At 40.4% G+C, this 22,328-nt stretch carries 18 protein-coding genes and 1 pseudogene; all 19 read left to right on the forward strand.

The annotated features are described in order from the left end of the window. Positions 1 to 84 precede the first annotated feature (84 nt). Positions 85 to 1,230 carry a class I SAM-dependent RNA methyltransferase gene (locus DXA07_RS02380; protein WP_118483243.1) on the forward strand — a complete coding sequence of 382 codons (1,146 nt, stop codon included), beginning with the start codon at positions 85 to 87 and terminating at the stop codon, positions 1,228 to 1,230. Positions 1,231 to 1,237: 7 nt separating this feature from the next. Further along, positions 1,238 to 2,938, forward strand: coding sequence for a lectin like domain-containing protein (locus tag DXA07_RS02385; protein WP_182427490.1), 1,701 nt, complete (start codon positions 1,238 to 1,240; stop codon positions 2,936 to 2,938). A gap of 20 nt (positions 2,939 to 2,958) precedes the next feature. Next, positions 2,959 to 3,558: an XTP/dITP diphosphatase gene (locus DXA07_RS02390; protein WP_117785740.1), complete on the forward strand. Its 600-nt coding sequence runs from the start codon at positions 2,959 to 2,961 to the stop codon at positions 3,556 to 3,558. Beyond that, positions 3,539 to 4,072 (forward strand): metallophosphoesterase, encoded by a 534-nt coding sequence (locus DXA07_RS02395; protein ID WP_008402084.1) that lies wholly within the window; start codon positions 3,539 to 3,541, stop codon positions 4,070 to 4,072. Before DXA07_RS02390 ends, DXA07_RS02395 begins: the two co-directional genes overlap by 20 nt. A 30-nt stretch (positions 4,073 to 4,102) precedes the next feature. Then, complete coding sequence (gene rlmD, locus DXA07_RS02400) at positions 4,103 to 5,752, forward strand: 23S rRNA (uracil(1939)-C(5))-methyltransferase RlmD (protein WP_118483245.1); 1,650 nt, start codon at positions 4,103 to 4,105, stop codon at positions 5,750 to 5,752. Beyond that, complete coding sequence (locus tag DXA07_RS02405) at positions 5,692 to 6,927, forward strand: hypothetical protein (RefSeq protein WP_147352422.1); 1,236 nt, start codon at positions 5,692 to 5,694, stop codon at positions 6,925 to 6,927. The genes rlmD and DXA07_RS02405 overlap by 61 nt, the downstream gene beginning before the upstream one ends. Before the next feature lie 15 nt (positions 6,928 to 6,942). Further along, positions 6,943 to 7,884: a DUF1848 domain-containing protein gene (locus DXA07_RS02410; RefSeq protein WP_118483249.1), complete on the forward strand. Its 942-nt coding sequence runs from the start codon at positions 6,943 to 6,945 to the stop codon at positions 7,882 to 7,884. A gap of 17 nt (positions 7,885 to 7,901) precedes the next feature. Continuing rightward, positions 7,902 to 8,141, forward strand: a complete 240-nt coding sequence (locus DXA07_RS02415; protein WP_021941110.1) for a DUF6061 family protein — start codon at positions 7,902 to 7,904, stop codon at positions 8,139 to 8,141. 318 nt (positions 8,142 to 8,459) lie between these two features. Then, on the forward strand, positions 8,460 to 9,983 hold the full coding sequence (gene abc-f, locus DXA07_RS02420) for a ribosomal protection-like ABC-F family protein (RefSeq protein WP_118483251.1): 1,524 nt from the start codon (positions 8,460 to 8,462) through the stop codon (positions 9,981 to 9,983). Between the two features lie 821 nt (positions 9,984 to 10,804). Continuing rightward, positions 10,805 to 11,281 carry a GNAT family N-acetyltransferase gene (locus tag DXA07_RS02425; protein ID WP_118483368.1) on the forward strand — a complete coding sequence of 159 codons (477 nt, stop codon included), beginning with the start codon at positions 10,805 to 10,807 and terminating at the stop codon, positions 11,279 to 11,281. A gap of 772 nt (positions 11,282 to 12,053) precedes the next feature. Beyond that, positions 12,054 to 12,350, forward strand: a pseudogene (locus DXA07_RS02435) (DUF6075 family protein); the annotation flags it as partial. A 59-nt stretch (positions 12,351 to 12,409) separates the two neighbouring features. Continuing rightward, positions 12,410 to 12,787: a CBS domain-containing protein gene (locus DXA07_RS02440; RefSeq protein WP_118483253.1), complete on the forward strand. Its 378-nt coding sequence runs from the start codon at positions 12,410 to 12,412 to the stop codon at positions 12,785 to 12,787. 112 nt (positions 12,788 to 12,899) lie between these two features. Next, on the forward strand, positions 12,900 to 14,231 hold the full coding sequence (locus tag DXA07_RS02445) for a TrkH family potassium uptake protein (RefSeq protein WP_118483255.1): 1,332 nt from the start codon (positions 12,900 to 12,902) through the stop codon (positions 14,229 to 14,231). Positions 14,232 to 14,241: 10 nt separating this feature from the next. Then, on the forward strand, positions 14,242 to 14,889 hold the full coding sequence (locus DXA07_RS02450) for a TrkA family potassium uptake protein (RefSeq protein WP_008402106.1): 648 nt from the start codon (positions 14,242 to 14,244) through the stop codon (positions 14,887 to 14,889). Positions 14,890 to 15,215: 326 nt separating this feature from the next. Continuing rightward, complete coding sequence (locus tag DXA07_RS02460; RefSeq protein WP_117808203.1) at positions 15,216 to 17,909, forward strand: sensor histidine kinase KdpD; 2,694 nt, start codon at positions 15,216 to 15,218, stop codon at positions 17,907 to 17,909. Continuing rightward, positions 17,902 to 18,603, forward strand: coding sequence for a response regulator transcription factor (locus tag DXA07_RS02465; protein WP_008402109.1), 702 nt, complete (start codon positions 17,902 to 17,904; stop codon positions 18,601 to 18,603). The genes DXA07_RS02460 and DXA07_RS02465 overlap by 8 nt, the downstream gene beginning before the upstream one ends. 535 nt (positions 18,604 to 19,138) lie before the next feature. Continuing rightward, positions 19,139 to 20,572 carry a phospholipase D family protein gene (locus DXA07_RS02470; protein ID WP_117808205.1) on the forward strand — a complete coding sequence of 478 codons (1,434 nt, stop codon included), beginning with the start codon at positions 19,139 to 19,141 and terminating at the stop codon, positions 20,570 to 20,572. Continuing rightward, complete coding sequence (locus DXA07_RS02475; RefSeq protein WP_005421560.1) at positions 20,551 to 21,261, forward strand: response regulator transcription factor; 711 nt, start codon at positions 20,551 to 20,553, stop codon at positions 21,259 to 21,261. Before DXA07_RS02470 ends, DXA07_RS02475 begins: the two co-directional genes overlap by 22 nt. Then, positions 21,261 to 22,304 carry a HAMP domain-containing sensor histidine kinase gene (locus DXA07_RS02480; protein WP_005421561.1) on the forward strand — a complete coding sequence of 348 codons (1,044 nt, stop codon included), beginning with the start codon at positions 21,261 to 21,263 and terminating at the stop codon, positions 22,302 to 22,304. Before DXA07_RS02475 ends, DXA07_RS02480 begins: the two co-directional genes overlap by 1 nt. Positions 22,305 to 22,328: the final 24 nt, after the last annotated feature.

Consider the following 22,328-nt stretch of genomic DNA (forward strand, 5'->3'; position numbering starts at 1 on the left):
TCAGGAACAAAGATATAAGAGAAAAGGAGTGCTGGATTTGGACAGAAATGTCTGAATCTGGCACTTGTGATTGAAAGGAAGCATATGAGCAGAATCGAATTGATCGCTCCATGTCATTTTGGATTGGAGTCAGTATTGAAAAAAGAAATCCTGGATCTTGGATATGAGATCGTTCAGGTAGAAGACGGAAGAATTACATTTGCAGGAGAAGAAGATGCGGTTGCAAGAGCAAATATGTTTATTCGTACAGCTGAACGTATCATGATCAAGTGCGGAAGCTTTAAGGCTGTAACATTTGATGAATTATTTGAAGGAACCAAGAGTATTCCATGGGAGCGGTATCTGACCCGTGATGCAAAATTCTGGGTATCCAAGGCTACATCAAACAAGAGTGCGTTGTTTAGTCCATCTGATATCCAGTCTATCGTGAAGAAAGCTATGGTAGAGCGTATGAAACAGACCTACCATGTATCATGGTTCACAGAGGATGGAGCAGAATATCCGGTTCGTGTATTTATATTTAAGGATATTGTTACAATAGGGTTAGATACATCAGGAGTATCTCTTCATAAACGTGGCTACAGAAAACTGGTTGGTAAGGCCCCGATATCAGAAACCCTGGCATCGGCACTGATCATGCTGACACCGTGGAACAAGGATCGTGTACTGGTCGACCCATTCTGTGGAAGCGGAACATTTCCAATCGAGGCTGCTATGATCGGAGCAAGGATCGCACCGGGCATCGACCGGGATTTCCTGGCTTCCGAGTGGGCGAAGGTCGGAGATAAGAAGATGTGGTACAATGCGATCGATGAAGCAAATGACATGATCGACCATGATGTGAAGATGAATATTCAGGGCTACGATCTGGATAATGAAATGGTGAAGTGTGCGATGGAGAATGCCAGAGCAGCGGGAGTGGATGAACATATCCATTTCCAACAGAGAGATGTAAAGGATCTCAGGCATCCGAAAAAATATGGCTTTATCATCACGAATCCGCCATATGGTGAACGTCTCGAGGATCGGGAGGATCTTCCTGAATTATATAAGACAATCGGGGAAAGCTTCAGACGGCTGGATGACTGGTCGATGTTCCTGATCACGTCATACAGTGAGGCGGAGAAATATATAGGAAGAAAGGCGGATAAGAATCGTAAGATCTACAATGGTATGATCAAATCATATTTCTATCAGTTCATGGGACCAAAGCCGCCAAAGAGAAAGTGAGACTAAATTGAAAAAGTTTTTGATAGCGGTAGCAGTTGCAATCTTGAGTGTATTGCTCTATCTGGGCTTCTTCCGGCATCCGGATGTGAGCGTGGAAAAGACCGACGGTTCGGAGGCTGCGGCCGAGGCAATGATGAAAGAGATCGTAACAAGTGCAAATGAAAAGGGTGTTACGTTATATATCAATGACAATAAGATCACAGAGGCGGAATATCAGGCATATTTCAGTGATCGGTTACAGTTGATGATCCCAATCGCAGCATTTACCGATAAACTGGATTGTCTGGTAAATGTATATGAAAACGGAACGATCACACTGGCAAAAGGTGACAGCCTTGTTAAAGTTTATGGTGATTCGGATGTGGTAAATATCAATGGAAATGCAATACAGGCAATCGACAAGCCGGAGAAAAAGGATGATATCATCTATGTGCCGGTGAATGAGATCTGCGAGGCATTAAACTACAGCTGTAATATCAATCTGGAGACAAATGTTGCGGTGTTAAAAAAGATTGCCGAGGAAGAAAAGCTTCCGGCTGCATATGACATGAGAGAACATGATCGTGTATCTCTTGTAAGAGATCAGGGTATCTATGGAACCTGCTGGGCATTTGCATCACTTGCGGCACTGGAAAGTACGATCCGTCCGGCTGAAAATCTGGTATTTTCTGTTGATCATATGGCAATGAATAACAGCTTTAATGTCAGCCCATTTGACGGTGGCGAATATTATATGAGTATAGCCTATCTTGCGGCATGGCAGGGACCGGTGCTTGAGGAAGATGATCCGTATGGTGATAACCAGACGGTAAATGGATTGTCGGCGGTAAAGCATCTGGAAGAAGCCATTATCCTGAAGGACAAGAATTACGAGGCGATCAAATCATCCGTATACAAATATGGCGGTGTGGAAACGGTTATTTACTGTGATATGAGGAATGCAACGAGTAGTTCTTATTACTATAACAGAAACCGCAGTTCCTATTATTATGATGGAGATCAGACGCCGAATCATGACGTGGTGATCGTTGGCTGGGATGACAACTATCCGAAGGAATATTTTAATACAGAACCGGCGGGAGACGGCGCATTTATCTGCAAGAATAGCTGGGGGCAGGATTTTGGTGACGAGGGATTCTTTTATATCTCTTATTATGATACCAATATCGGTATGAACAGCGTAGTATATACGAAGCTTGGAAATAGTGACAACTACGACAAGATCTATCAGTCAGATCTGATGGGCGAGGTCGGAACGATGGGATTTGACGACAGGCCGGAGGCCTATTTTGCAAATGTCTATACGGCTGGAAAGAACGAGACATTAAAGGCAGTTTCTTTCTATGCGACAGGCCCGAAAACGACATATGATGTGTATGTTGTGACGGATTTTACCGATGTATCCGACTTGCAGCAGCGGACAAAGGTGGCATCCGGTGAAATGCAGTACGAGGGTTATTATACGATCAATCTAAATGAGGCAGTACCGCTTCCGGATGATCGGAAATTTGCGGTGGTTGTGCATGTGAACACACAGGATTCCACGATGCCGATCGCAATCGAATATAATAATGATGAGAAAACGGCGAACTTTGATATCACGGATGGCGAGGGCTATATCAGCCTGTATGGCACGAAGTGGTCGAGTGCGGAGCAGGAGAATGACTGTAATGTCTGTTTGAAAGCCTTCACGGATGTGGGGGATTGAATAGAAAAGGAGAAGACAAGATGAAGAAATTGATTTTTGCTACGGGTAATGAGAATAAGATGAAAGAAATCCGCATGATCCTTGCGGATTGTGGATATGAGATCCTGTCGATGAAGGAAGCCGGAATTCAGGCTGACATCGTAGAAGATGGAAAAACATTTGAAGAAAATGCCATCATCAAGGCAGAGGCGATCCGTAAGATGACAAATTGTCTGGTGCTTGCGGACGATTCTGGTCTGGAGGTAGACTATCTCGATAAAGCACCGGGAATCTACTCTGCAAGATTTATGGGTGAAGACACCTCATACCGGATCAAGAATAAGGCGATCATTGATAAGCTTGCCGGTGTTCCGGATGAGAAGCGTACTGCAAGATTCGTATGTGCAATCGCGGCTGCATTCCCGGATGGAAAGACCATTACCAGACGTGGCACGATTGAAGGAATCATTGGATATGAAGAACGCGGCGAGAATGGATTTGGATATGATCCTATCTTCTTCCTGCCGGAGTATGGAAAGTCCACAGCAGAGCTGTCACCGGAAGAAAAGAATACGATCAGCCACAGAGGAAACGCACTTCGCTTGATAAAGGAAGTTATAAATGAGAATACTGATAATTAGTGATACACATGGAAGAACCAATACGATTCGGGATGTCTTAGATACGGTGGGTGACATCGATATGTTTATCCATTTGGGAGATGTCTGCGGAGATGAAGAATATATTTATGATAACGTAACCTGTCCGATCCACATGGTTGCCGGGAATAACGATTGGGATTCCGATCTTCCGATGCAGGAGGAATTCATGATCGGCCGGTATAAGGTATTTATCACGCACGGACACCGATACAGTGTCCATTATGGAACGGACCGCTTACAGGAGTTGATCAAATATGATGGTTACGATATTGTGATGTATGGACACACGCATGTCCAGAATCTGGAACGATATGGCGGAGCTTATATCGTAAATCCGGGCAGTCTGGCATATCCGCGTGATGGCATGAATGGCAAATACATGCTGCTGGAATTTGATCAGCATGGAACACCATTTTTTGCAGAAAATGAACTGAAACCGAAACGTCGGATGCGCAGCATATTTGAAGATATGTGGGGCGACCGGGAAGAGTAGAGATTATTAGAGACAAGAAAGAGGTCGGCTGTGAAGAAACGAGAGATTATAGAAGGTGTTATAAAAGACTATGATTTCCCAAATAAGGGAAGCTTTGAACTGGATGGCAAAAAAGTGATCGTGAAGGGAGCGCTGCCCGGACAAAAGGTGTCCTGCATGGTATCCAAGGTGCGTAAGGATAAGGCAGAGGCACGTCTGTTGGATGTGCTGGAACGTTCTGAGATCGAAGATGCAGTACCACCATGTCCACAGTTTGGTATTTGCGGCGGCTGTGCATACCAGACCATGAGCTATGAGCATCAGTTGGAGTTAAAGGCCGGACAGGTGAAGAAGCTGTTAGATGGTGTGATCGATTCGGAGGCACATCCATATGAATGGGAGGGCATCATCGGCTCGCCAGTTACAACTGCATACCGGAATAAGATGGAGTATTCATTTGGCGACGAATATAAGGATGGCCCGTTGGTGCTGGGGCTTCATAAGAAAAACAGCATGTATGATATCGTTCCTGTCTGTAATTGCGTGATCGTAAGCGAAGATTATAACAGGATCGTTTCTTATACGATGGAATTCGCAAGGGCGCATGGACTGTCCTATCATAAGAAAATGCAGCATGTAGGACTGCTTCGTCATCTGGTGCTTCGCCAGTCCAAGACAAATGGCGGACTTCTGGTAAATCTTGTAACCAGCACGGACGGATTAGAGAATCTGGATCTGAATGCATATGTAGAAGGGCTTCTGGCACTTCCGCTTGACGGAACGATCATTGGTATTCTCCATACGGCAAATGATTCTCTGGCGGATGCTGTTGTGCCGGAGAAGGTAACGCTGTTATACGGAAGAGATTATATCGAGGAAGAGGTGCTGGGACTGCATTTCCAGATCTCACCATTCTCATTTTTCCAGACAAATACAAAGAGTGCGGAACGACTGTACAGCAAAGCCCGTGAATATGCCGGAGATACCAAGAACAAGCTGATCTTCGACTTATATAGCGGAACCGGAACGATCGCCCAGATGTTATCACCGGTTGCCTCCAAGGTTATCGGCGTAGAGATCGTGGAAGAAGCCGTCGAAGCTGCAAGAGAAAATGCAAAGAGCAATGGACTTGATAACTGCGAATTCATCGCAGGCGATGTCTTAAAGGTCATCGACACCATCGAGGAAAAACCGGATCTCATCATCCTCGATCCACCGAGAGATGGCATCAATCCAAAGGCGCTCCTTAAGATCATCAACTACGGTGTAGATGAGATCGTCTATATCAGTTGCAAGCCAACCTCTCTCGCAAGAGATCTTGTGACCTTGCAGGAGCATGGATATTATGTGAAAAAGGCATGTGCGGTGGATCAGTTTGTGAATACGGGGCATGTGGAGACGGTTGTTCTTTTGTCCCAACAAAAGGCTGATGATTACATTGAAGTGGAATTAGAGTTGGATGAGCTGGATTTGACTTCAGCAGAGAGTAAGGCAACTTATAAGGAAATTCAGAAATATGTGCTGAAGGAGCATGGGTTGAAGGTTTCTAACCTATATATTTCACAGGTAAAAAGAAAGTGTGGAATAGAAGTTGGGGAGAATTATAATCTTCCGAAATCAGAGGATAGCAGACAACCTCAGTGTCCGGAGGAGAAGGAAAAAGCGATAAAGGATGCGCTGGAGCATTTTGGGATGGTTTAGATATTAAGAAATTATGTTGCAAAAATTGGTCATGCAAAGGAGGAAATATCATGCTTGCTTTTAATGAAAATGGTAAATTGACAGAGTATGAAGAAACAAATTTTTTAAAAGTATGTGATTCATGTCACCATATTTACAAGCAAAGGGTTGAACAACAACTAGAAGGAATGCGTGAAAGAGAATATGATATTTGTCCTTTGTGTGGTGAAGAAAATGATAGTAGTATGCAAGTTGATTTCTATAATTCTCGATTAACGGAAGTAGAATTATCAAAGTTAAGAAAAAAAGCATTGATAAAAACTATAATAGGATACTGCGACAAGCAATACAAACAAACAGATTGTTTTGTTTGTGATCATCAAAATGGTTGTCCAGGAGAATGCGAAGGTAACTGCAAAAATTGTTTGGAGGAGGTACATTACCCAGGGAGATATCCAAATGGAAAGAAAGATTACGACTGTAGTAGAATGCTTAATTTTTACGTGTGTGATTACTCGGCCAAATATGCTTCTGAACTTTTGTATCTGATGAGAAAGAGCCAAGCACTTGAAGAAATTAATGATTACCATGTTTTGTCTATTGGTTGCGGTGGTTGTCCAGATTTAATGGCATTTGAACGATATTGCCATGAAAAATCATATGATAAATCTGTAAGTTATATCGGTATAGATGTTAATGAAAAATGGAAACCAATACATGAGCAAATTAAATCATATAAAACAAAAACTTTAAGAAGAACCCAATTTAAATATATGGATGCCGTAACGGAAGAATATAACATTTCAAATGCAAACGTTATTGTATTGCAATATGTTATATCACATTTCTATAATTCAGGGCAAATAGGTGAGATAGAGAGTTTTTTTGAAAAATTGGTTCAGAATATTATTTTACATAAGGAACAAGGAAAGCCATTAGTGGTTCTCATTAATGATGTAAATAGCAATAATAGAGGTCGCGATTATTTTGAGAAATTGGTTGAAAAGTTAGATGGTGAGGGTCTGATAGAAAATAGTCAAGGATATTATTTTGATTACAATATAAGGAACGAATTTCAGAGGTATGGTATAAAACACGAATCAAATCGTATTGTATATAATATTCCTGATAGACTTTCTACATATCAGCCATGGGAAGTGTGTTCAAGTGCGCAGCTTTTGATTGAAGTATTATAGCAGGAGATGATAGAAATGATTATTAGTGCAAGTAGACGTACAGATATACCGTCTTACTATTCGGAATGGTTGGTTAATAGATTAAAAGAGAAATATGTATTGGTTAGAAATCCGATGAATATACATCAGGTAAGTAAGATAGATTTATCTCCAGATGTTGTTGATGCAATCGTATTTTGGACAAAAAATTCAACTCCAATGTTGTCATACTTGGATCAAATTAATGATTATACATATTATTTTCAATTTACATTAAGTGCGTATGGTCCTGATGTAGAAAGGAATTTACCATCAAAAAATAAAATTATTATTCCGACATTTCAACAGTTATCCAAAGAAATTGGAAAAGAAAAGGTTATATGGAGATATGATCCGATATTCTTTAATGAGCAGTACTCAATAGAGTATCATTGTAAGTATTTTGAAGTATTAGCTTCAAAATTGGGTGATTATACGGAGAAGTGTACTGTGAGCTTTATGGATATGTATAGAAATACAGAGCGAAATGTAAAGCTCTTAAGTATTGTCAAAGATACATATGAAATGCAGGTAGAATTATTGCAAAGATTTGTAGAAATAGCAAAGGAGTATGGTTTGTATATTGATACCTGTGCTGAAATTGGAGATTTTCATAATATAGGAGTTGAGCATGCTCATTGTATTGATAGGGAACGAATAGAGAGAATTGGCGGATTTAAACTTAATGTTGATAAAGACACAAATCAAAGAGCAGAATGTGGATGTGTGGCAAGTATTGATATAGGAGCCTATAATACATGCAAAAATGGATGTTTGTATTGTTATGCAAATTATAGTTCAAATACTGTAGAAAAGAATTTTGGTATGCACAATCCCAAATCACCTTTGTTGTTTGGTGAAATAGATAGCACAGATGTAATCAAGGAAAGAAAGGTAAAGTCACTTATTAATAATCAGATGAATTTGTTTGATCTTTAGGGAAAAAGAGGGATTATATGAAATATAATTTGTACTTTTATGATGATACCAGAAATGCAGTGATTATGACAGATATGGATGGCAAGCAACTTGTGATTGACTGTGATAAAGTAGAGGAGCAGGTCGTATTTGATGAGCCGGCGGATGCGGGGATTCTTGCCAGACTTGCAAGGAAAGAACCGGCAAATTATGTGAGTATTGCAATGCGTCCGGGCGGATTGCAGGATTATGTGGATGTGTGGAATGAGTTGAATTAGTATATTCCTTTGTTGACAAAGGAAAGTCGGAGTGTTAGAATGGCTTTATCTTAAGGAGAGAGGTGAAAAGATGAGAAGATAATTTACTTTTGATTACATGAATGTTTATGCAGTATGAGCGATATCGCCCATACTACTTGTCATGTTGCCAAAAGTGGATTATGTTCTCATAACCTCTCTTTTTGTGTGCATAAAAATGATTACAATGTTGGGTGTATTTCCTTCTTTTGATGAACCATATGAGGTTATAGTATGTAATGGAACTGTTTGGCAACGAATGGTTCTTTTTTTATTGTAACCATGAGAGGAGGAATGTATATGGCACAAATTAGTATAAATAATCTCACCTTTGGATATGAAGGGAGTTTTGATTATGTTTTTGAGAATGTTTCATTTTCGATTGATACAAATTGGAAACTAGGTTTTATTGGTAGAAATGGAAAAGGGAAGACAACTTTTTTAAATTTATTACTTGGAAAATATCAGTTTACAGGTTCCATAAGTGCATCAACGAAGTTTGATTATTTTCCTTATGAAATTGCAGAATACCAAAAGCAAATGCCTGTGGCAGAATTTATGGAAGATTTGAAGCCGGGGTGTGAAATATGGAGAGTAATTTGTGAGTTGGAAGAGCTATCGGAAAGTTCAGAGATTTTGTATAGACCTTATTGTACCTTAAGTCCCGGAGAGTGTACAAAGATATTACTTGCAGTTTTGTTTTCACAGGAAAATGAGTTTTTATTAATTGATGAACCGACGAATCATCTTGACCAAAATGCAAGGGAGTGTGTGAAGGTGTATTTAGCTTCTAAAAAGGGTTTTATACTGGTTTCTCATGACAGAGATTTGTTGGATGCATGCACAGATCATTGTCTGGTATTGAATCGTTGCAGTATCGAAGTACAAAATGGTAATTTTTCGGTCTGGTGGGAGAATAAGCAACGTAAAGATAAATTTGCGATAGCACAAAATGAGAAACACCGAAAGGAGATTCAAAAGTTGAACCATGCGGCAGAACAGGTTGCTAAGTGGGCAGATAAAAATGAACGCACCAAAATAGGATTTGATCCGATAAAAGAACATGACAGATGCTTAAGCACAAGAAGTTTTATAGGAGCCAAAACAAAAAAGATGCAGAGGCGTGTAAAGCAGATGGAAAAACGAATTGAAAGAGAGATTGAGGAAAAGGAGGGTCTTTTAGAAGATATAGAATATCTTAAAGATTTAAAGTTGTTTCAGCTTGTTCATTACAAAAATAGTCTTGTTAATGTAAAAGAGTATAGTTTGCAATATAAAGACTCAGATAAACCAGTGTTTCAAGGGCTGTCTTTTGACATTAAAAAGGGTGATCGTGTTGTATTATCCGGAAAAAATGGAAGTGGAAAGACAACAATTATTAGAAAAATCCTAGAAAAATGTAATTCCAATATAGGTGTTTGTATAATTGAAGAAGGACTATGTGAGGTGGCAAGTGGTCTTGTTATTTCATATGTTGGTCAGGAGACAATTGGAATTAAAGGTAATGTTACAAATTATTGTAAAACGCATGATTTGGATAGGAGTTTATTTTGTGCCATACTTCGGCAGCTTGATTTTGGACGAGAGCAGTTTACTAAAAATATGGAAACTTACTCGGAAGGCCAGAAAAAGAAAGTTTTGTTGGCGACTAGTTTACTTACACCGGCACACCTTTATATTTGGGATGAACCATTAAATTACATTGATATTTTTTCGCGGATGCAGTTAGAAAGATTAATTTTAAAGTATGAGCCAACCATGCTATTTGTTGAACATGACAGGAAATTTTGCGAAAAAATAGCAACTAAGGTAATTGAATTATAATTTGAAAGGAGATTTGCTTTATGAAAAATATATTTGTAGAAGGTATTCAAGGATCAGGAAAAAGCACGCTGATAAATAATATTGTGAAGTTTAATCCTGAGTTACATGTATGTAGGGAAGGAGATTATTCTCCGATAGAATTGGCTTGGTGTGCTTTAATGTCGAAGAAGGAATATGAGGCTGTTTTGCAAAAATACAATTCGATAAGGGATGAAATTATAAAAAATACAGTTAGGGAACAAGAGAATTATATCATTACTTACACTAAGATAATTACGGATATTCCGGGATTTTATAAAGATTTGGAGAATTATGAAGTCTATAATGGGCGAAAAACTTTGGCGGAGCTAAAGGAAATTATAGTAACAAGGTTTAAAAATTTTACAGATACAGGATATTTATTTGAATGTTCTTTCTTTCAAAATGTAATAGAGGATTTAATTTTGTTTCATATGCTTAGTGATGAAGAAATTATAGAGTTCTATCGCAATTTGTTTAGGTGCATTGATGCAAAGAAGTTTATATTATTTTATCTCTATAGTGATAAGTTGGAAGAGAATATTAAAATAATTCAAAAAGAACGCTGTGATGAGAATGGAAATGAGTTATGGTATCAGATGATGTTAGAATATTTGGTGAACTCTCCTTATGGGAGGAAACATGAATGTAGTGCTTTTGAGGATATGATCAGTCATTTTAAACACAGGCAAGAGTTAGAATTACGTATAGTAAAAGAAATAATAGGTAAAAATGCAGTTATTCTTCCAGCTAAAGAATATGATGTAAATCAAATTAGAACTTTGATTGGTTTTCATAATAAAATCAGTTATAATATAAGGCATATGAATAACAAGGAAATAGCATTGCTGGATGATTTCCTGTATGAAGCAATTTTCATTCCAGAAGGTGTAGATGCACCGCCAAAAGAGATTATAAATGCACCAGAATTACAGATTTATGTGCAGGATTTTGGCAAGCAGGAAGGAGATATTTGTTTTGTTGCTGAAGTTGACAAAAAGATAGTCGGCGCTGTCTGGGTTCGTAATATGGATGATTATGGACATGTAGAAGATGGTGTTCCGTCTTTTGCCATATCGTTATATAAAGAGTATCGAGGTCTTGGGATTGGAACTATGCTGATGAAACGGATGTTGGAAGAGTTAAAAGAAAGAGGGTATCAGAAAACTTCCTTGGCAGTACAGAAAGCAAACTATGCAGTGAAGATGTACAAAAATGTTGGCTTCGAGATTATTGATGAAAACGAAGAAGAATATATTATGATGTACGTGTTTCGGTAATACATACAGTAGAAATATTTTCAAAATGTGGAAAAGAAAATTGTTTCGGAAGAACGATAGTTGAAGAAATTACTGGATTAAAGCCATCAGGAGCTTCCAAGTTAATAAAACTGTTGGTTGATAGTGAGGTAATCGTACCTGTAACAGGACATGGAAAAGGAAAATATAGGTTTCAATAAAAGTGAACATTGAAAGGGTGTTAATGCCATTCGCAAAAATGCCCAAAACAAATCGGCGTACTGATATATTACCAAATTTGGTAGCAGTATTTAGAATAATTTTGTATTATAAAAGTGTTACAAAATATCGGCGTACCCGCCACACGTTTACAAAGTCAAACGGTCTGTACGCCATGTCCTAACCTTATGATTGCAGATATTAGCAACCTGTCAAAGAGTGTAAAAACTCAGTAACTATGCGGGTTCGCGTACTGTTAAAGCGGTGAAAAACGATTCCGCATGTGGAGACTGTGGTAGGACTACACAGAAAGAATATATAGAAATCCTTGAATTTACGCACTTTTGCAGAGCTTTTCAGCTTCAACAGGATTGCTGAAAATCACAAGGAAAAAGAGCTTGTGAGGAAGGTAACGGTTGTTGTGGCATTAGACCTCGGTTGTGGGAACACAAATAATTCTGAATATGAAAGTAAATAGAGAACTATCAGATATGATGATAGAACGTAGGGATACTTGAAAGAGTGTCCCTATTTTTTATATTAGGGCATTCCATTAGGAGTGCCTTTTTCAATTCAATTTAAAAGGAGGTTCACTATGAACAACACAGCGTTAGGAGCAGAAAACAAAAAGGAACAGATAATCAATTTTATCAGCGAAGCACATGAAAAATTCTACTATGAAAAATTAAAAGAGGTACGCTATCAGGATGTGTACCACAAGGCACTTTGCTATTGCCTTGGTATCAGCGATGATACGAGAAGAAATATCAATAGCATCTATGATTTTAAGACGGGATGTGTAAAAACTGAGTGCTTGCATGAAGGCTGGCAGACCAGTGGTAGTATGAAGGTGGTGAGAATGGCACTTAACCTGTATTGCAACGGCACACCTATGAGAAAAAAGAATATGGAACTTTAAGGAGCATTTGTTATCCATGACTGGAGAGACAGATGCTTTTTTATTGTCCGGAAAAGGATACGATTCGTCAGGGATTGGAACGGTTTATGGTACATGGCTATACCGCTGTCCCGGTACTGAATGATCAGGAACAGTATATTGGAAGCGTGGCGGAGGGAGATTTCCTCCGCCACCTTCTTGTTTGCCAGACAACAGACTTGAAAGTACAGGAGGGATACCAACTTGGCAGCATTGTTCGCAGAGATTTTTGCCCTGCGTTACAAATAGATGCAGATTCCGAGCAGGTTGTAACTTCAATGCTGAATCAGAATTTTGTCCCCATCGTTGATGGCCGGAATGCTCTATGCGGGATTCTGACAAGGAAACGGCTGATTGAATTTCTGGCACAAGCTCGTGATAAAAAAGAATAAGTCCTGCATCTTTAGACGGTCTTAATACAGATGCGCATTCTCTTTTACTTTCTTTACTCCCTTTGATTTATAATTAAGGGCACATAAAGGGGTATAAAGGAGGATTGCAGTTATGGGAGTAGTGTTGTTAAAAAGGAAGTTGACTTCGTTTCAAATTATCATCCTCGGGTTTTCCGGTGTGATCCTTTTCGGCACCTTCCTTTTAATGTTGCCGTTTTCCAGCCGAAGCGGACTGGCAACGCCTTTCTCGGATGCATTGTTTACTTCTACCTCAGCAGTTTGTGTAACTGGACTCATTATACATGATACGGCAACATATTGGTCGACCTTCGGCCAGTTTGTAATTTTACTGCTGATTCAGATTGGAGGCATGGGGGTTATTACCATAGCCGCATCTTTTGCAATGATTTCCGGTCGGAAGATTTCTTTGATGCAGCGCTGTACCATGCAGGAGGCGATTTCAGCGCCAAAGGTAGGGGGAATCGTTCGCTTGACTGGCTTTATCGTCAGGGTGACACTGGTGATGGAACTGCTGTGTGCAGCCGTGATGGCGCCGGTGTTTTGCCGTGATTTCGGGAAAAAGGGACTTTGGATGGCACTGTTTCATTCCGTGTCCGCTTTTTGTAACGCAGGCTTTGATCTATTGGGTGTGCGCACTCCCTTTTCCTCCCTGACCAGCTATGCAGCAAATCCAGTCATAAACTTTACTATTATGTTCTTAATTGTGTTTGGAGGTATTGGCTTTCTGACTTGGGATGATATTCGGACAAATCGATTGCATTTGCACAAATATCGGATGCAGAGTAAGGTGATTCTTTGTACCACAGCGGTTTTATTGATCGTTCCGGCAATGTACTTTTATTTTTTTGAGTTTGCTGATCTTACCCGAAAGGAACGGCTTTTATCTTCTCTTTTTCAAGCTGTAACACCACGAACAGCTGGCTTTAATACGGTGGAATTAACTGATTTGAGTGAGGCGGGACAATTTATCACCATTGCGCTGATGCTGATCGGCGGTAGTCCCGGGTCTACCGCAGGCGGTTTGAAAACAACAACCATTGCTGTTTTGCTTACTACTGCGATTTCTACCTTTCGGCGCAGAGAAAATGCCAACCTCTTTGGACGTCGCATTGATGATGATGTCGTAAAAAATGCAGCGACAATTTCGCTTATGTATATCACGCTATGTTGTACCGGTGGCCTTATCATCAGCGTTTCCGAAGGACTTCCCATGCTTACCTGCCTTTTTGAAACTGCCTCAGCTGTTGGCACAGTCGGCCTGTCCCTGGGAATTACGCCGGAACTGAATCTGCTCTCACGGAGTGTTTTGATTCTGCTGATGTTTTTTGGACGAGTCGGTGGCCTTACATTAATTTTTGCGGCCTTGTCCAGTGCACAAAAGAAAGTTTCAAAACTACCAAAGGAAAAAATAACAGTAGGATAAAGGAGACATTATGAAATCAATTCTTCTAATTGGTCTGGGGCGATTTGGAAAGCATATTGCCCTGCACTTAAATCATTTGGGCCATCAGGTGATGGCGGTAGATACTTCGGAGGAACGTGTAGAGGCTGTTCTGCCCCTTGTTACCAACGCACAGATTGGAGACAGTACGAATGCCGATTTCTTGGAATCTCTCGGTGTTCGCAACTATGATGTATGCATTGTGGCCATCGGCAACAACTTTCAAAGTTCATTGGAAACAACTTCTCTGCTCAGTGAATTAGGAGCGAGGTTTGTAGTTTCCAGAGCTGCAACTGATGTTCAGGAAAAATTTTTGTTGCGTAACGGTGCAAATGAAGTAGTCTACCCGGAAAAACAGCTCGCAAAGTGGACAGCAATCCGTTACAGTGCGGATCACATTCTCGATTACATAGAACTGGATGAAAATCATGCCATGTTTGAGATTCCCATTCCCAAAGATTGGGCGGACCATTCGATTGGAGAGCTTGATATTCGTAAAAAATTCAATATTAACATTATGGGAATCAAGAAAAGCGGCAAGCTGGAGTTATCTATTACTTCAGACACAGTGCTGAAAGCAGGAGATACCATGTTGGCGTTGGGAAGTAACAGAAATTTGCAAAAGTGCTTTCATACTTGATTTTAAGAAAAATCAAAGGAATTGGGGGTGAATCTATGCAGGATGTTATTTTACTTGTAAGTACATCAGCCATATTTATTTTTGGGTATTTTCTGATGAATAAACTGGATGTTTTTCTGGAAAACAATTTTGAGCCGATTACCCAGAATCAAATCACACAAATAGCACTATGGAGGGATTCCAAAAAATCACCTGTCGTCGATTTTTTCATTGGATGCCTGAACAAATTTGCCGTGGATCAGTCGCAGATGTAGGTTTTGACGTTGTGTGTTATAATATTGAAAAATGGAATCGCTTTTACTTGAGTGACAGATAGGAGGGTTAAAATGGAACTGCCAAGACAAGATCCGGATCAGTTTCTTCGTGCGATCCGTAACGATGCATCCACTAAGAAAAGCGGAAAACTCAAAATCTTTTTCGGTTATGCCGCAGGTGTCGGAAAGACCTATGCCATGCTTCAGGCGGCTCATCAGGCTAAGGAGCGTGGCATCGATGTGGTTGCTGGATACATAGAACCCCATGCCCGACCCCAGACGATGGCACTTCTGGACGGCTTGGAGCAGCTTCCGGTGAAACAAGTTGCTTACGAAGGAATGACCCTTCGTGAATTTGATATTGATGCTGCGCTCAAGCGAAATCCCCAGCTCATACTGGTGGATGAGTTGGCCCATACCAACGCCGAAAGCAGTCGGCACACGAAGCGGTATCAGGATGTTCAGGAACTGCTAAATACTGGAATTGATGTCTATACGACTGTAAATGTCCAACATATTGAGAGTCTCAACGATACAGTAGCCTCTATCACCGGAATTCTTGTGCGGGAGCGCATTCCGGATTCCACCTTTGATCAAGCAGATCAGGTAGAACTGGTGGATATTGAGCCTGCGGAGTTGCTGGAACGACTGGCAAGTGGAAATGTGTACCGGGAAGATCAGGCGCAGCGGGCAACAGTTAATTTTTTCACGCTGGAAAATCTCACCGCATTGCGGGAAATCGCCCTCCGTCGGTGCGCTGACCGGGTGAACTTGCTGACGGAAAGCGCCAGAGTACAGAGCCGAGGCGATTACCATACAGACGAGCGCATTCTGGCATGTCTTTCCTCGTCGCCATCCAACGCAAAAATTATTCGGACTGCTGCAAGGATGGCAAGAGCCTTTCGGGGAACATTTACCGCTCTTTATGTGGAAACGTCAAATACAGCGGCGATGAGTGACGATGATAAAAAGCGTTTGCAGGATAATAAGCGTCTGGCCCAGCAACTTGGCGCTGCGATTGAGACAAGTTATGGCGATGACGTGCCTTATCAGATTGCGGAATTTGCCCGTCTTTCCGGCATCTCAAAAATCGTAATTGGACGAAGTACCATTGCACGAAAGAATATTTTCAGCAAGCCCACCTTGACGGAACGCCTGATTTCCAGCGTACCTAATCTGGATATTCATGTGATACCGGATGCCAGCACAGGAACCAGCTATCAGGAAAAAAAGAGTAAGGCGCAGGTAGATGCGATGCCCCTGCGTGATGTTCTGAAGAGTATAGCTGTATTGCTGGTAGCTACACTAATTGGCTGTGGCTTTGACGCTCTTGGGTTCACGGAGAGTAATATTATCGCAGTTTATATATTAGGCGTACTTGTGACCGCTGTAATCACAACCAACCGACTGTGCGGGATTCTGACCTCGGTTGTCAGTGTGCTGGTTTTCAATTTCTTTTTTACCACTCCGAGACTGACATTCCATTTTGACGATCCGAACTATATTATTACCTTTACCATTATGTTTATAGTAACACTGCTTTCCGGATCTCTCGCTACCCGGCTGAAAGAAAATGCGAAACAATCTGCCCATACAGCTTACCGTACAAAGATTCTTTTTGAAACCAACCAGCTTCTGCAAAAAGAGCAGGATGAGAATGCGGTAATCACCGCTACGGCAGGGCAGCTCATGAAGCTGCTGAAAAAAGATATTGTCGTCTACCTGTCTGATGGTAAAGAACTTGCCACCCCTAACGTTTTTCGTGCTGTTAATAGCATTCAGGAAGATTTAATTTCTGAGAACGAGAAAGCAGTCGCCGATTGGGCCTTCCGAAACAATAAACACGCCGGTGCCACAACAGATACATTATCCAGTGCAAAGTGTTTATACCTTGCGATTCGGGTTAACCAGAATGTATATGGAGTAGCTGGTATTGCTGTGAACGGTACTCCATTGGACTCTTTTGAAAATAGCGTGCTTCTTTCCATTCTTGGCGAGTGCGCATTGGCGCTGGAAAACATCAAAAATGCCAAGGAGAAGGAGGAAGCGGCTGTCCTGGCACAAAATGAACAACTTCGTGCCAACCTGCTGCGGGCAATCTCCCATGATCTTCGGACGCCTTTGACAGCGATTTCCGGCAGCGCAGACAATTTGCTTGCAAATTATAAAAAAATGGACGATGCACTACGGGAGCAGACCTTTACTGATATTTATGACGATTCCATGTGGCTAATCAATCTGGTTGAAAATTTGTTAGCAGTCACACGAATTGAGGGCGGACAGGTCAATCTAACTCGGAGTATCGAACTCATGGATGAGGTCGTTTCTGAAGCGCTGAAGCACATCAACAGAAAAAGTAAAGAACACACCATTCGTGTGACCAGCGGTAAAGACTTTATCCTTGCCCACATTGACGCGAAGCTGATCGTTCAGGTGATTATCAATTTGGTTGACAACGCCATCAAATATACCCCTGTCGGTTCAGTAATTGAAATACACACCGATCAAAAAGAGCAATGGGTCACGGTTTCCGTTTCCGACAACGGCCCTGGGATTCCCGATGAGCAGAAACCCCGTATTTTCGATATGTTTTATAGTGGGGCCAATAAAGTGGTCGACAGCCGCAGAAGCCTTGGATTGGGGCTGTCCCTCTGTAAGTCCATTGTGACCGCCCACGGCGGCACGATTTCCGTATCAGACAATCAGCCAAATGGCACTGTTTTTAAATTTACATTACCTGCAGAGGAGGTAGAACTTCATGAATAAACCTTTGATATTAGTGGTTGAGGATGACCCGTCTGTACGAAATCTCATTACGACCACTTTAAAAACAAATGATTATCGTTATGTGGTAGCACCTAATGGCTCGGCAGCCATTATGGAGGCCACATCGCACAATCCTGAAATCATCTTACTGGATTTGGGCTTGCCGGATATGGATGGCATTCAAGTCATTCAAACGGTTCGCTCTTGGTCCAATGTTCCGATTATTGTAATCAGCGCCCGAAGCGAGGATAACGATAAAATCAAGGCGCTGGATGCCGGAGCGGACGATTATTTGACAAAGCCCTTTTCGGTAGAAGAACTGCTGGCACGACTTCGGGTGACGCAGCGAAGACTCTCTCTGATGACGGCAGAGATGTTTACTGCCAGTTCTGTATTTGTGAATGGTAAGTTGAAAGTGGATTATGCCGGGGGATGCGCTTATCTGGATGAAAACGAACTTCACCTGACACCCATTGAGTATAAGCTGTTGTGCCTGCTGTCCAAGAATGTCGGCAAGGTACTGACCCATACCTTTATCACACAAAATATCTGGGGCCGCAGTTGGGATAACGATGTGGCTTCGCTGCGGGTATTTATGGCAACATTGCGAAAAAAACTGGAGCCAACAGAGGAGTCTCCACAATATATTCAAACACATATTGGTGTGGGCTACCGCATGATGAAAATAGAATAACGCTATGAGGACGGCCAGTGTTCTCTATGAAAAATAGACGATTGAGTTTCGGATTGCCCTAATCATTTTTTGTTATTTGGAAAGAGCCAGACGCAAAGACGCAGAGCCGATAATCGATGAGATATTCTCACGGTTATCGGCTCTTTCTTTTTTGATTTTTAGGAATAAGCACTCCAAACACAAAACCGTTGCTATTTAACAGCGATGATTTGCGCTTGAGATGTCGCGGCGGTTGAAACCAAACATTTCTGCCGCCCTCCTCCATTCGATTCACCCGTCAATCACCCGTGAATCGAAATGGAGGTACATAATGAAGAAAATTAACCTTCGGGAACTTTATCCTGAAGTTTATACAAGTAGGAGAAGAAGTTTGTATCAGTATGATAAATAAAGCTGAAAAATATTGTTGGTTTATGACTCCATATCTAATCATAACAGATGAAATGACGCATGAAAAATAAATTTTGTTGAGGTTAAATTGAGATTGACTTTGTATTGTATAAGTATGGAATAAAAAGGAATCAGGTGATGTACAATGATAAAGCATAAAATATGTAAAATCCTTCTTGTTATACTGGCAATTTTTTTATGTGTGGCTTTTTATGAATTGCTCGGAATCTGCGTTGCATATAAAAAGCAGCCGGAAGTGTCCAATACAACCAAAAAAGAAACAAAAAATGGGTCATGGAACGAATGCAGTGAAAATACAGAACGGGCAGTAATCATAGAAAAGAATCCAGAAGCGCTTTTACAAAGAGTGCGTTTGATCAAGAATGCAAAAAAGGAAATTATTCTTTCTACTTTTGCATTTCAATCCGATGAAAGTGGAAAATTGATTTTAGGAGCACTGCATGATGCGGCAGACAGAGGTGTACATATTCGTCTGTTAGTAGATGGAATGGAGAGCTGGATTGATATGGAAGGAAATCCGTATTTCTATGGATTATCTTCCCATGAGAATGTTGAAATTAAACTGTATAATAAGGCCAATCCATTGAAACCGTGGAAAATGATGGGTAGAATGCATGATAAATATTTGATTGCAGATGGAAAGAGATATATTCTTGGGGGAAGAAATATACACAATTATTTCCTGGGTGATTTCCCGGGACATAAGAACTATGACAGAGACGTGTTAGTGGTTTGCGATGAACCTGAGAAAGAAAATTCAGTTAACCAGTTGTCAGAGTATTTTGAAACCATATGGAATCAGGAAGACAGTGGTTATTTTCATAACAATAAAAAACTGGCAAATAGAAAATCTGTAAAGAACGCAGTTTTAGAGCTGCAGAACAGCTATCAGAAATATTTTGAGGAGAATAAGGAAAGAATCTGCGAGACCGATTATACGGACGAAACTTTTGAGACAGAAAAGATTACATTAGTGTCAAATCCTATTCACACAGGTTCCAAAGAACCAGTAGTGTGGTATCAGTTGGGAGAATTGATGAAAAATGCAAAAAATCGTGTGAAGATCCACACGCCATATATTATCTGTAATGATATGATGTATAATACATGGGAGGAGATTGCAGAGAACGTTTCAGATTTTTCTATCATGACAAATTCAGTTGCGAATAATAGGAATCCATTTGGGTCTGCCGATTATGCGAAAAACAGAAATAGAATCTTAAGTACAGGAATTAATATCTGGGAATATGAAGGCGGTTATTCATATCACGGAAAAAGTATTCTGATTGACGATGATCTGTCTGTAATCGGTTCCTTTAATATGGACATGAGAAGTGTATATCTGGATACGGAACTGATGCTTGTAATACGCAGTAAAGATATTAATAAACAGTTGGAAGAGGGCATGATGGAATATGAAAAGGTGTCCCGCCAGATATTAGAAGGTGGAACTTATAATGATCCATATCATGTAGAGCCAATCGAATTAACAAAGAAACGTCAGAGAAAAATATTTTTGGTACAGCATCTGCTTGGATGGGCAAGGTATCTGTTTTAATAAGGAGGAAGGAAAACGTGTTTCAAATATTGATTGTAGAAGATGATAAAGAATTAAGCCAGCTATTCCAAAAAGTGCTTGAGAAGAATGGATATCAAGTCAAAAGTGCATCGGATGGAGCACAGGCATTAGAAGTATTGGATAAGGAATATATTGATCTGATCATTTCTGATATTATGATGCCGGTTATGGATGGCTATGAACTGGTGTCAGAACTTCGTTCAGCAGGATATCAGATACCAGTGCTTATGATCACTGCGAAAGGTTCCTTTGATGATATGCGTCAGGGATTTTTTTCGGGAAGTGATGATTATATGGTAAAACCGGTAAATGTGAATGAAATGGTTTTAAGAGTCGGAGCACTGCTTCGCCGTGCACAGATATTGAATGAACACAAAATTGTGATCGGTTCAACAGAGTTTGATTATGATGCAATGACGGTTACAACTGATAAGGAAAGTCTTGTTTTACCTAAAAAACAATTCCTGCTTTTATATAAGCTTGCAGCTTCGCCAGGCAGAACATTTACAAAACAACAGTTGATGGATGAAGTATGGGGGTACGAGACGGAGGCAGACCCACATACAATAGAGGTACATATAGGAAGACTCAGAGAGCGTTTTAAAGATAACCCGGATTTTGAAATCGTAACAATGCGTGGAATTGGATACAAGGTGGTGAAAAAATAATGGAACAAAAGAAAAAAAAAGGATTGCGGATCCGATCCTGTCTGACTGGTGCAATCTGGCTGGCACTTGTATTTTCAACAGTCATATCTGCTTTATTATTTGCTTTTTTGAATCATTTTTTTAATCTGCCGGGCAGCATACCTGTGCTTGGCTGGCTTTTGATTTTCAATACATTGATTGCAGGGCTGATCACTTCCTTTATCAATGCAAAGTTACTGGAACCAATTACCAGACTTAGTAAAGCAATGAAGGAAGTTTCTCAGGGAGATTTTGAACAGCATTTGGAAACGAACAGCCGTATAGCAGAAGTTGGAGAATCTTATCAAAGTTTTAACGTTATGACAAAAGAACTTCGTGCAACAGAGGTGCTGCAGATGGATTTTGTATCTAATGTTTCTCATGAGTTTAAGACCCCGATTAATGCCATTGAAGGATATACAATGCTGCTTCAGGGAGAAGAACTGTCTCCGGATCAAGAGGAATATGTAGAAAAAATCTTATTTAACACCCAAAGGCTTTCCGGATTGGTTGGTAATATTTTGCTGTTATCCAAGTTAGAGAATCAGAATATACCAATGAAAAAAACAGAATATCGTCTGGATGAACAGATCCGCCAGGCATTTCTTTCATTGGAAACAAAATGGACAGAAAAAGAAATTGGTTTTCAGGTAGAATTGGAGGAAGTTAAATATACTGGGAATGAAGGACTTTTTATGCATATCTGGATAAATCTTTTGGATAATGCGATTAAGTTCAGCCCTTCAAAGGGGACAATTACGATGTTTCTGAAACAAGAACAGGATTCTGTTAAGTTCATTTTGGAAGATGAAGGACCAGGAATAGAGGATGATGTAAAATCCAGAATATTTGACAAGTTCTATCAGGTAGATGGATCTCATAAAGCAGAAGGAAATGGCCTAGGTCTCGCACTTGTAAAACGGATTGTAGATAGTGCCGGAGGAACAATCAAAGCAGAAAATCGTGAATATGGTGGATGCAGATTTGTTATAGAGCTGCCAAAGCAGAAAGATGAGATTATATAGTTTTAAGATAAATTAGAAGATAGG

It is taken from the genome of Clostridium sp. AM54-37XD (assembly GCF_003478225.1).
Classification (GTDB): Bacteria; Bacillota; Clostridia; order Lachnospirales; family Lachnospiraceae; genus Coprococcus; species Coprococcus ammoniilyticus.